Annotated in this window: 8 protein-coding genes; 4 read left to right on the top strand and 4 right to left on the bottom strand. The window is 47.5% G+C overall.

What is annotated here, in order from left to right:
- Positions 1 to 986: 986 nt before the first annotated feature.
- From MUN53_RS11230 to MUN53_RS11220, 3 genes are all read right to left on the bottom strand, one after another.
- Positions 987 to 1,310 (bottom strand): hypothetical protein, encoded by a 324-nt coding sequence (locus MUN53_RS11230; protein ID WP_243325499.1) that lies wholly within the window; start codon positions 1,308 to 1,310, stop codon positions 987 to 989.
- A gap of 3 nt (positions 1,311 to 1,313) precedes the next feature.
- Positions 1,314 to 1,811: a glucosaminidase domain-containing protein gene (locus MUN53_RS11225; RefSeq protein WP_243325498.1), complete on the bottom strand. Its 498-nt coding sequence runs from the start codon at positions 1,809 to 1,811 to the stop codon at positions 1,314 to 1,316.
- Positions 1,812 to 3,345: 1,534 nt separating this feature from the next.
- Positions 3,346 to 3,759 (bottom strand): HU family DNA-binding protein, encoded by a 414-nt coding sequence (locus MUN53_RS11220; protein WP_243325497.1) that lies wholly within the window; start codon positions 3,757 to 3,759, stop codon positions 3,346 to 3,348.
- 306 nt (positions 3,760 to 4,065) lie between these two features.
- Here MUN53_RS11220 and MUN53_RS11215 point away from each other — a divergent pair, with 306 nt between their 5' ends.
- Entirely contained in the window at positions 4,066 to 4,590 is a 525-nt protein-coding gene (locus tag MUN53_RS11215) for a hypothetical protein (RefSeq protein ID WP_243325496.1), read from the top strand.
- A 391-nt stretch (positions 4,591 to 4,981) separates the two neighbouring features.
- Complete coding sequence (locus MUN53_RS11210; RefSeq protein ID WP_243325495.1) at positions 4,982 to 5,434, top strand: hypothetical protein; 453 nt, start codon at positions 4,982 to 4,984, stop codon at positions 5,432 to 5,434.
- A gap of 361 nt (positions 5,435 to 5,795) precedes the next feature.
- On the opposite strand, the gene MUN53_RS11205 is transcribed toward MUN53_RS11210, so the two are convergent.
- Entirely contained in the window at positions 5,796 to 6,338 is a 543-nt protein-coding gene (locus MUN53_RS11205; protein WP_243325494.1) for a transposase, read from the bottom strand.
- Positions 6,339 to 7,295: 957 nt separating this feature from the next.
- On the opposite strand from MUN53_RS11205, the gene MUN53_RS11200 reads away from it, so the two are divergent.
- Together MUN53_RS11200 and MUN53_RS11195 are read left to right on the top strand one after the other, a co-directional pair.
- On the top strand, positions 7,296 to 8,648 hold the full coding sequence (locus MUN53_RS11200) for a replicative DNA helicase (RefSeq protein ID WP_243325493.1): 1,353 nt from the start codon (positions 7,296 to 7,298) through the stop codon (positions 8,646 to 8,648).
- Positions 8,645 to 9,757, top strand: a complete 1,113-nt coding sequence (locus tag MUN53_RS11195) for a CHC2 zinc finger domain-containing protein (protein ID WP_243325492.1) — start codon at positions 8,645 to 8,647, stop codon at positions 9,755 to 9,757. The genes MUN53_RS11200 and MUN53_RS11195 overlap by 4 nt, the downstream gene beginning before the upstream one ends.
- The last annotated feature ends 1,187 nt before the right edge of the window (positions 9,758 to 10,944 follow it).

The raw sequence follows: 10,944 nt of genomic DNA, 5'->3' as shown, positions 1-10,944 counted from the left end.
GAATTATAGGGAAGATTAGCGCACTTACAATCCTACAATACATCAACTATAAAAACAACAAACCCATTGGCAAAGTTAAATATGCGCTAATTTAATTCCGCCAACGGGTTATTATTGTATTTTCCGCCGTTTTTTCCTGCCGCGCTGGGATGGAGGCGCAGCACGCTGCGCCTCTACTCACATTTCCCAAACTCAACGGAGAATTATATTTTCCGTGTAATCCGTGAAATCTGTGCCAAATAAATTGTCAATTCTCAATTCTCAACGGTTTCCTTTTATCCATGGAACTTGCCCCGCGACAGTAGAGGCGCAGCGTGCTTCGCCTCATAACGACATTTCACACAACCCAATAAAATTCAACAATATACCGAACATATTTATTGTATTTCCCGCCGTTTTATCCTGTCGCGGTAGGATGGAGGCGCAGCACGCTGCGCCTCTACTCACATGGGATGTCCAACAAATAAATTCCATGAAATCCGGACTGAATGAATTTTCAATTCTCAACGGTTTCCTTTTATCCATGGAACTTACCTTGCTACTGTAGAGGCGCAGCGTGCTGCGCCTCATAACGACATTCCACACAATCCGATAATAATCAATAATATACCGAACATATTTATTGTGTTATTTGTCGTTTTTTCCTGTTGCGGTGGGATGGAGGCGCAGCACGCTGCGCCTCTACTCGCTTTTCTCAAACTCAACGGGGAATTATTTTTTCCGTGTAATCCATGAAATCCGTGCCAATTGAATTCTCAATTCTCAACGACGTTTCACACAATCCAATAATAATCAACAATATAACGAATATATTTATTGTGTTTTCCGCCGTTTTTTCCTGCCGCGCTGGGATGGAGGCGCAGCACGCTGCGCCTCTACTCGCTTTTCTCAAACTCAACGGGGAATTATATTTTCCGTGTAATCCGTGAAATCTGCGCCAAATAAATTGTCAATTGTCAATTCTCAATTTTCAATTGATGAAGTTGTCAATTGACAAAAAACTGTTCATACAAAAAACTGGCGCCTCCGGTGAGGATGAGAGCTAACCCGGAGATACCGAGCCAGGGCGTTTCGGCAGATCGCCCCCGTCGGGCGGGGGCTCTTGCAACAACGAGAGGATCCCGCCCAGGGCTGCCATAGCCAGTTGAGTCTCGTTCTTCCACAGGGCCAGGAGGATGATTAGATACAGGCTGAGCAACAGCCACGTCTTCCTGACTGGGTTCAGACGTGGGTTCGTCTTTTTTCTTCTTCGGAAAGATGGTGCGAAGGATGACACACAGGACTTTAAGGATGATTTCAACGTATTTCATTTTTTAGGATTTAAGAGGATTCGACGATGATGACTCCCGAAAGAGCTCGGGACCCTTTTTCAGGAACTTATTGATCTTGTCGCTGATCACGACAATCAGATTCCGGTATTCTTCGCGGTTGTCTCCGTTCACCTCACTGATGTAACGGCTGTAGGAGATGGCCAGGGCGAAGGCTGCCGGGTCGTAGCTGACTTCGGCCGCTCCGGGATATACCTCGCGGATCAGTCGGGCGTAGTCGAGGAATGAATCGTCGGGCGAGGCATAGACCCGGAACTTCAGGGAGTGTTTCCCCAGTTCGATCGACGCTCCGTTCCACAAGGTATTACGCGCTCCGTAGGCAGTCAGGCCGAAGAAGTTATGATAGTCGGTTGCCAGGGTGCTTTCTCCCCATCCGCTCTCAATGGCGGCCTGAGCCAGAATAATCACCGGATTGAGTTTGTAGAGTGCCCCCGCCTTGTCGGCCAGGGGCTTGTATTGTCTGATAAAGTCGGTGTAGTACATAATTTTTTTTTGTTTTAATTGTTCTTTGTCTCAAACTAGGTACGTTCTTTTGGCTTGACCCAAACTGGGTACGTTCTTTTGCCTTGATGCAAAAGAACCAAAAGATCAAGATCGTATTCGTTCTTTTGGCTTGACCCAAAAGAACCAAAAAGTCAAGGCTGCGTCTGCTGAGCTACTCCGTCTCTCCGTTTCGCTGTGCGCGCCGCAAACTCGCTGCGCTCAGACAGCGACGCTCCGGCCGCTCCACTCCGTTCCTCCGCTTAACGCTCACCAGAACGAGGCCGGTCCTTCAATTGACAATTGATAATTGACAATGGACAATTTTCTTTTTCTCCTTCATTTATCCATGGAACTTACCTGGCGACGGTAGAGGCGCAGCGTGCTGCGCCTCATAACGACATTTCACACAATCCAATAACAATCAATAATATAACGAATATATTTATTGTGTTTCCCGCTGTTTTTCCCTGTCGCGGTAGGATGGAGGCGCAGCACGCTGCGCCTCTACTCACATGGGATGTCCAACAAATAAAGTCCATGAAATCCGGACTGAATGAATTGTCAATTCGCAACGGTTTCCTTTTATCCATGAAACCTGCCTGGCGACGGTAGAGGCAAAGCGTGCTGCGCCTCATAACAACGTTCCACACAACCAAATAAAAATCAATAATATAGCGAATATATTTATTGTGTTTCCCGCCGTTTTTTCCTGTCGCGGTGGGATGGAGGCGCAGCACGCTGCGCCTCTACTCACATGGGATGTCCAACAAATAAATTCCATGAAATCCGGACTGAATGAATTGTCAATTCGCAACGGTTTCCTTTTATCCATGAAACCTGCCTGGCGACTGTAGAGGCGCAGCGCTGCTGCGCCTCATAACGACAGCTCACACAATCCAATAATAACCAATAATATAACGAATATATTTATTGTGTTTCCCGCCGTTTTTTCCTGTCGCGGTGGGATGGAGGCGCAGCACGCTGCGCCTCTACTCACATGGGATGTCCAACAAATAAAGTCCATGAAATCCGGACTGAATGAATTTTCAAGTCTCAACGGTTTCCTTTTATCCATGAAACCTGCCCCGCGACTGTAGAGGCGCAGCGTGCTGCGCCTCATAACGGCAGCTCACACAATCCAATAATAACCAATAATATAACGAATATATTTATTGCGTTTCCTGCCGTTTTTTCCTGTCGCATTGGGATGGAGGCGCAGCACGCTACGCCTCTACTCACATGGGATGTCCAACAAATAAATTCCATGAAATCCGGACTGAATGAATTGTCAATCGTCAATTGTCAATTTTCCATTGATGAAGTCTGTGCCAAATGAATTGTCAATTCTCAACGACGTTCCACACAATCCAATAATAATCAATAATATAACGAATATATTTATTGTGTTATTTGTCGTTTTTTCCTGTCGCGATAGGATGGAGGCGCAGCACGCTGCGCCTCTACTCACATTTCCCGTGTAATCCGTGAAATCCGTGCCTAATTAATTTTCAATTGTCAATTGTCAATTTTCAATTTAGGAAGCTTCCGCATCCTTCTTCGGCACATAACGCTCGAACTTGGCGTTTTGGGTGGTGCCGATCAACATCGTACCGGGGTAGAAGACGATGCAGGGCTTCTTGATCATCGAAACTTCGAACTCCTCGGGAGTAGCGGCCCCCTTACTGCCGGCCACCATGCGGAAACTGCCGAACTCGCCTAAGTGGATGGATTCGCCTTCGGCCAGGGCCTCGTTCATTACCTTGATCAAGCCGTCGAGTACGAGGATAATCTCACCCCGGCTGGCGGTACAGTACATCTCGATGCGCGAACAGATCGTGTTCAAATCCAGGCGCTTCGTAACGCTGGTCTGCGCGTAATACAACTGGGCTCCTTCCAATGCGCCCTTGCTCATGTCTCGTCTTTTGACGAGGGTGTAAATCAATGCCATATTAATAAATTTTTTTAGTGAAACATGTGTTATCTGATAACACTACAAAGGTACATCCACCCTCCTGTTCCTCACGCAGATAAGGTCGTTTAGCATTCGGTATTCCAAGATATTAGCCTTTATATTTTGCCGGAAATTCCGGTGAGAATTGAAAAGGATTCTCGGGAGAATCCAATTGGATTCCTACGGGTTCTTCCAGGAGATTGCGGGAGGGAAATTTGAAAAAAGTGAATAAAAAAGTCAGATTATTTTATGAGATGCCGTTTTTTTTATTAAATTTATCACAAAATCTAAGATACTATATTCATGAGACACAAATTAACGGAGCTGTTAGACAGCGAAGCATTTAAGGAAGTGCGAAAAAAGATCTCAGATATTGTAGGGAGCAATTTCAATCTGAGTAAATTAAACGTCGCCATCAGAGAAAGTGAGCAACCGGAAGAAGTGATTATGGCCCTGGCGGCCGTCCTCTCGCTGGTGAGGCAGAACAACCGGAAGTGTTGGAACGATTTGTTCCGGCGCTACGTCAAGACGTATTCATCCGTCCTGGTCAAACACTTCTTCCTCGAGGAGAGCGACGAAAAAGAAGAGAAGCTGGTCGTCAAAGACACCCTCCTCTTCCTGCAACTCATCAGTGTGCTGATCCATACGAATATCTTCCCGGAGATGACGTATGCCCAGATCACCCACCTGCTCAACCAGCAGTTCGTCTTGCAGTACTCGCCCCACACCGTGATGCGCCTGCTGAAAGAAAATCCGGTAGAAATGGAAGAACTGGAAACGTACCTCAGAAAGGTCCGGGCAGATTTTCGGAAGAGGGATTTGAGCTGAACAGGACTTCCAACTCATTTATTCACAAACCTATACTTCCTGTTTACACGACTATTTCAGTCCCGAAAAATCGGGCTGAAATAGTTTTTTTTTCGCCCGCAAACCTCTCTACCTTTGCCGTACCCAAAAGAAGAAACGGGAACGACAGATGAGGTTACGATTTGTTATTAAAATGATTGAAAAAGTCAAACTCTTCTATCTATCTTTCTTTATCTTTTCTTCTAATATAAAGGGTGGCTGGTTCGCTGGCACGAGTGTGGTTGAAAGCTGTTCGCAAACGATTGATTTGCTGCCGTTTATTTGGTTGAAATGTGGCTGGTTGGTTGGCTCTAAAAATGTGTTAATAATCTAAATGCTTATCAAACAAACAATTAAAGAAAAACAAAGCAGTATGCAACCCAAGAAAACAAAAAGTCTAAGAGTGCTTCAAAAGGGATTCCTGCGAATCCCGCGTTACATCATCGCGTTAATCTTAAATCCGGACCCGCAGATGGCCGGATTGGGGAAGGTGTATCTCTATCTCCTGTCCAAAGCGTTCTTCCGCAATCGCACCATCACGCACAACAAGAAGGTGTTCACCTGTCAGCGGGGCGAGTTTGTCGACAGTCAGCACCGGGTATCCCGTGAGCTGGGCATGAGCCGCCCGGTCTTCGAGCGGTACCTCCGCCTCCTCCTGCAGCAGGAACTGATCGACATCGAGGTAGAGAAACGCGGCACCCTCTTCCGCATCCGCGACTACCAGCGACTGTGTGGTGACTTGCCGTCGGATAAGATGGAGGAGGAGCTGGATCAGTCTTTTTTCGAGGCCGAGCGTTCCTTCGGAGGAAGGTGCCTATTTCAATAAATTGAGAATTGACAATTGACTGTAGAGGCGCAGCGTGCTGCGCCTCATAACAACCATTACAGGATAAACGACAAACAACAATGAAACAAGCAATTATTCCGAATCTTTGTTTACCGAGCATTTTTACGTAAAACCGAGGAAGGAGGTAGGTAGAGGCGCAGCGTGCTGCGCCTCATAACAACCATTATAGGATGAAACGACAAACAACAATGAAACAAGCAATTATTCCGAATCTTTGTTTACCGAGCATTTTTACGTAAAACCGAGGAAGGAGGCGCAGCACGCTACGCCTCTACTCTCAACAATAACATATTTAGTATTTTAACAACATACATCACTTATCATGAAAACATGACAATCTCTAATAATATAAATCAGATTCCCAACGAGCAACATTGGTCTCTATGTAATCGGAAATAGCATTCAAATCACGGATATTTCGGATAATACGTTCATGAAATCTTTTCTGCCACCGGAACTCAATCTGTTTGTCTCGGGCATATTTGGTAATCGCCATTTTTAATCCTCTGACAACAACAGATAACCATCCGGTTTGTCGGGAGACCTGTTTCATGGGAGGAGAAAGAGTGTCTGGAGTTTCAACCCTTCTCTTTTCAAAAGGGATACGTTGGCTATCAATGGATATCAAAAGATGTATGTGATTGGGCATAACAACATACAGGGGAACTTCCGCATACGGGTAATGGGATGTTATCATTTCTATCTGTCTGACAGCATAATCCCCCATTTCAGAATAATACATGATGTTATCTTCGATATGACCGAAAACATGGACATGATTGTGGGTACAGATTGTAACAAAATACACTCCGGCATCATACGTATGCCATTGGGCACGCCAAGAATCAACCCGATAGGTGTTTTGGAATAATTTTTTCTCCATAGTTATGATTTTGGGTAAAAGTACGGAATTGATTTGAAATATCATACACGTATTTGTACAAATATTTCATGAAGAACATTATTCACCCCCATGTAGGCAAACAACGATAAAACAATCAATCATACAAAAATTCATTATAACAACATTCAACCGGAGAACAAAAAGGTAGAGGCGCAAGGTAAGTTCTATGGATAAATGGAAAGCGTTGAGAATTGAAAATTCATTTGGCACGGACTTCATCAATGGACAATGCGTGTAGAGGCGCAGCGTGCTGCGCCTCCCTCCCAACGCGACAGGATAAAACGACAAATAACACAATAAATATGTTCGGTATATTATTGATTATTACCGGATTGTGTGAAACGTCGTTATGAGGCGCAGCACGCTGCGCCTCTACTGTCGCTAGGTAAGCTCCATGGATAAATGGAAAGTGTTGAGAATTGAAAATTCATTTGGCACGGACTTCATCAATGGACAATGGACAATGTGTGTAGAGGCGCAGCGTGCTGCGCCTCCATCCCAAAGCGACAGGAAAAAACGACAAATAACACAATAAATATGTTCGGTATATTATTGATTATTACCAGATTGTGTGAAACGTCGTTATGAGGCGCAGCACGCTGCGCCTCTACAGTCGCCAGGTAAGCTCCATAGATAAATGGAAACCGTTGAGAATTGAAAATTCATTTGGCACGGACTTCATCAATGGACAATGGACAATGCGTGTAGAGGCGCAGCGTGCTGCGCCTCCATCCCAAAGCAACAGGAAAAAACGACAAATAACACAATAAATATATTCGGTATATTATTGATTATTACCGGATTGTGTGAAACGTCGTTATGAGGCGCAGCACGCTGCGCCTCTACACTCAATTATACCCAAATACGACCAAACATAATCAATTACAATGAATCATTATTAATCATGAAATAACAACCCATCAAACGTTAAATACAATGGCTATAGAAATTGAAAAAGTATTGATTTGCAGCCTGCTGGTATCCAGAAAAGCGATGGATACCGGCGTAGCTGAACTCCGTCCGGAAATGTTTGAGAATCCGGACCTGGGATTTGTCTTTCAGTGTATCCGGGAAGTCTATAACCGGGGAATACAGCCCGATTTCATGATGATCGAGCTGGAGATGCGAAAGACGGACGAGGAACGTTTTACCCGCCTGAACGGCCTTTCGTTCCTGCTCGACTACGTGCGTAACATCCGCTACGAAGCGAACACGGAGACGTATATCGCCGAGGTCAGGCGGAGGTTTCAACTGCGGTCACTGAAGAGTCTCTTCGAACAGATGAGCCTGAAGGTGGCCGAGGCTTCGGCTCAGCCGGAGCAGATTACGGATGCTCTCGAACAGCATCTGGCACGTTTTTATGAACAGTCGCTGACGGACGAACCGCTGCAACCGTTGGAGGTACTGGCGGTAGAGGCTGTCGAGTGGCAGCGCTTACGGCGGTCGGGCGACGGAAGGGTGATCCAGATCGCCAGCGGACTGGAGGAATTCGACTATGTGACGGGCGGGTTCCATAAGGGTGAGCTGACCATCCTGGGCGGACGACCGAGCGACGGTAAGACGGCGGTGGCCTTGCAGATGGCTCTGAACATTGCCCGCCAGGGACATCCGGTCTGTTTCTTCAGCCTCGAGATGTCGAGCCTCCAGATCCTGAACCGTGTGCTGACGGGGATGACGGGCATCAATCCGGATTGTCTGCGGGTGGAACTGCCTACCGACCGGGAGATGGCTGAGCTGGAAAGGGCGGTCGGCCTGCTGAAAGGCTTGCCTTTCTACCTCGACTATACGGCGGGATCGAGTCTGGATGCGATCCGGACGAAGGCGATGATGCAGCGGCGGAAAGGGAAGTGTGCCATGATCGTGATCGACTACCTCCATCTGCTGGGCGGAGCTGTCGGGAAAGGGGAAACGACCGAACAGGTGGTGTCTCGCCATGTGCAGGGACTGAAGCGGCTGGCTCTCCAGCTGGACTGCCCCATCCTGGCTCTCTCGCAGATGAACCGCGCCTGCGAGACCCGCACCGAACGGGGCGGCATCCCGGTGATGAGCGACCTGCGCGACTCGGGAACGATCGAGCAGATAGCCGACTGTGTGACCTTCGTCCACCGTCCGGAGCGGCACGGCATCCTGGAAGACGAGAAAGGAAACAGCCTCAAGGGTGTGGGACGGCTGTATGTGCTCAAGAACCGCAACGGTGCCACCGGACTGGCGCGTTTCCGCTACAATGAATCATTTACTATTATCACTAACTACCGGCAAAAGGACCGGCAAACACGCTTAGATTTATGAATGCAAATGAACTGAAACAACGAATTCCCATTGAGGAAGTAATCGGGCAGTATGTGCCCCTCATCCGACAAGGACATTATTACACCGGACTCTGCCCGTTTCACGACGACCATCATCCTTCGCTGGCTGTCTATCCCGAGCGGGGCACCTTCTGCTGCTTCGCCTGTGGAGAACGGGGCGACGTGATCCGTTTCCGGATGCTGATCGAACGGATCAGTTTCCGGGAGGCCGTGAGACGGCTGGAAGACGAATGGATCAAGGGGAAGGAGAAGCGGCGGCTGATCCTTCCGCCCCCACCCTCGTCGTCGGTTCCTCCGGCACCTCAAGCCCGTCCCCTGCCCGACCTGCAGGTTTTCGAACGGCTCCTCATGCCTTATCTGCCCGACGATCCCCGTCTGACGGATACCTGGCTCCGCTTCGGGGTATCTCTGGCTCCTCACCTGCTGCCCTATCCCTGGAAGGCATACAGCAACCGGATCATCTTCCCCCTTCACGACGAAGACGGGCACCTGATCGGGTTCGCCGGACGACGGCAGGGCGACGATACCGACCAGCCGAAGTATATCAACCCGCCCAGCAGCACCCGCTTCCAGAAGAACGAATGGCTCTACGGGTTATACCAGGCCAAAGAGGCAATCCGCCAGAAAGGATTTGTCTATGTGGTAGAAGGATACAAGGATCTCCTGGCGATGCATGCATCAGGGGCGATCAACAGTGTGGCCATCGGAGGAACGAGCCTGTGCGACGGACAGCTCCGCCTCCTGCAGGCCCACACCCGCGAGGTCTGTCTGATGCTCGACGGAGACGAGGCAGGTCGGAAAGGGATGGAGCGGGCAGCCGCCATGATCCGGCGCGCCGGTATGCTATGCCACCTCTTCCGTCTCCCCAAGGGTGAAGATCCGGATTCGATGTTCCGCCTCATGGGCCCCACCGACTGGATCACCTGGCTGCATTATCAGTGGGAAGAGCTATACCCCGACCCGGGGGAACGCCTCGCCTACCGTATCCAGAAAGGGATTCTCCTGCTCGCCAACGAGCATGACCCCGAACGCCGCCAATATCTGTTAGGGCTCCTGCAACAACGGTGGAGATCATCAATGGAAAATTGACAATGGACAATGGACAATTGACAATTTATTTGCCACGAGTTTCACATAATTAGGCACGGATTTCACGGATTACACGGGAATTATAATTCCCCGTTAAGTTTGGGAAATGCAAGTAGAGGCGCAGCGTGCTGCGCCTCCATCCCAAAACAACAGGATAAAACGACAAATAACACAATAAATATATTCGGTATATTATTGATTGTTATTGGATTGTGTGAAACGTCGTTATGAGGCGCAGCACGCTGCGCCTCTACAGTCGCAAGGTAAGTTCTATGGATAAATGGAAACCGTTGAGAATTGAAAATTTATAAGGTCGGATTAAACGGGGATTTAATTCACCGTTGAGTTGGGGAAATGCGAGTAGAGGCGCAGCGTGCTGCGCCTCCATCCCAACGCGACAGGAAAAAACGACAAATAACACAATAAATATATTCGGTATATTATTGATTGTTATCGGATTGTGTGAAACGTCGTTGAGAATTGTAAATTAATTAGGCACAGACTTCATCAATTGAAAATTGAAAATTGAGAATTGAAAATTTATAAGGTCGGATTAAACGGGGGATTTAATTCACCGTTGAGTTGGGGAAATGCGAGTAGAGGCGCAGCGTGCTGCGCCTCCATCCCAAAGCGACAGGATAAAACGACAAATAACACAATAAATATATTCGGTATATTATTGATTATTATCGGATTGTGTGAAACGTCGTTATGAGGCGCAGCGTGCTGCGCCTCCATCCAAAGCGACAGGAAAAAACGACAAATAACACAATAAATATATTCGGTATATCATTGATTATTATCGGATTGTGTGAAACGTCGTTATGAGGCGCAGCACGCTGCGCCTCTACAGTCGCAAGGTAAGTTCTATGGATAAATGGAAACCGTTGAGAATTGAAAATTTATAAGGCCGAATTACATGGGGATTTAATTCCCCGTTGAGTTGGGGAAATGCGAGTAGAGGCGCAGCACGCTGCGCCTCCATCCAAAGCGACAGGATAAAACGACAAATAACACAATAAATATATTCGGTATATTATTGATTATTATCGGATTGTGTAAAACATCGTTATGAGGCGCAGCACGCTGCGCCTCTACAGTCGCAAGGTAAGTTCCATGGATAAATGAGGGAAAAAAGATAATTTTCAATTCTCCATTTTCAATTTTCAATTTAAGAAGTTGTCAAT

Source organism: Parabacteroides faecalis (genome assembly GCF_022809355.1).
Taxonomy (GTDB): domain Bacteria; phylum Bacteroidota; class Bacteroidia; order Bacteroidales; family Tannerellaceae; genus Parabacteroides; species Parabacteroides faecalis.
The sequence above is the reverse complement of the archived record's forward strand: the minus strand, read 5'-3'. Positions and strand labels throughout refer to the sequence as shown.

Coding starts and splice junctions, on each gene's coding strand:
- MUN53_RS11195 (WP_243325492.1), top strand. CDS start 8,645: ATGAATGCAAATGAACTGAAACAACGAATTCCCATTGAGGAAGTAATC.
- MUN53_RS11215 (WP_243325496.1), top strand. CDS start 4,066: ATGAGACACAAATTAACGGAGCTGTTAGACAGCGAAGCATTTAAGGAA.
- MUN53_RS11200 (WP_243325493.1), top strand. CDS start 7,296: ATGGCTATAGAAATTGAAAAAGTATTGATTTGCAGCCTGCTGGTATCC.
- MUN53_RS11225 (WP_243325498.1), bottom strand. CDS start 1,811: ATGTACTACACCGACTTTATCAGACAATACAAGCCCCTGGCCGACAAG.
- MUN53_RS11210 (WP_243325495.1), top strand. CDS start 4,982: ATGCAACCCAAGAAAACAAAAAGTCTAAGAGTGCTTCAAAAGGGATTC.
- MUN53_RS11205 (WP_243325494.1), bottom strand. CDS start 6,338: ATGGAGAAAAAATTATTCCAAAACACCTATCGGGTTGATTCTTGGCGT.
- MUN53_RS11220 (WP_243325497.1), bottom strand. CDS start 3,759: ATGGCATTGATTTACACCCTCGTCAAAAGACGAGACATGAGCAAGGGC.
- MUN53_RS11230 (WP_243325499.1), bottom strand. CDS start 1,310: ATGAAATACGTTGAAATCATCCTTAAAGTCCTGTGTGTCATCCTTCGC.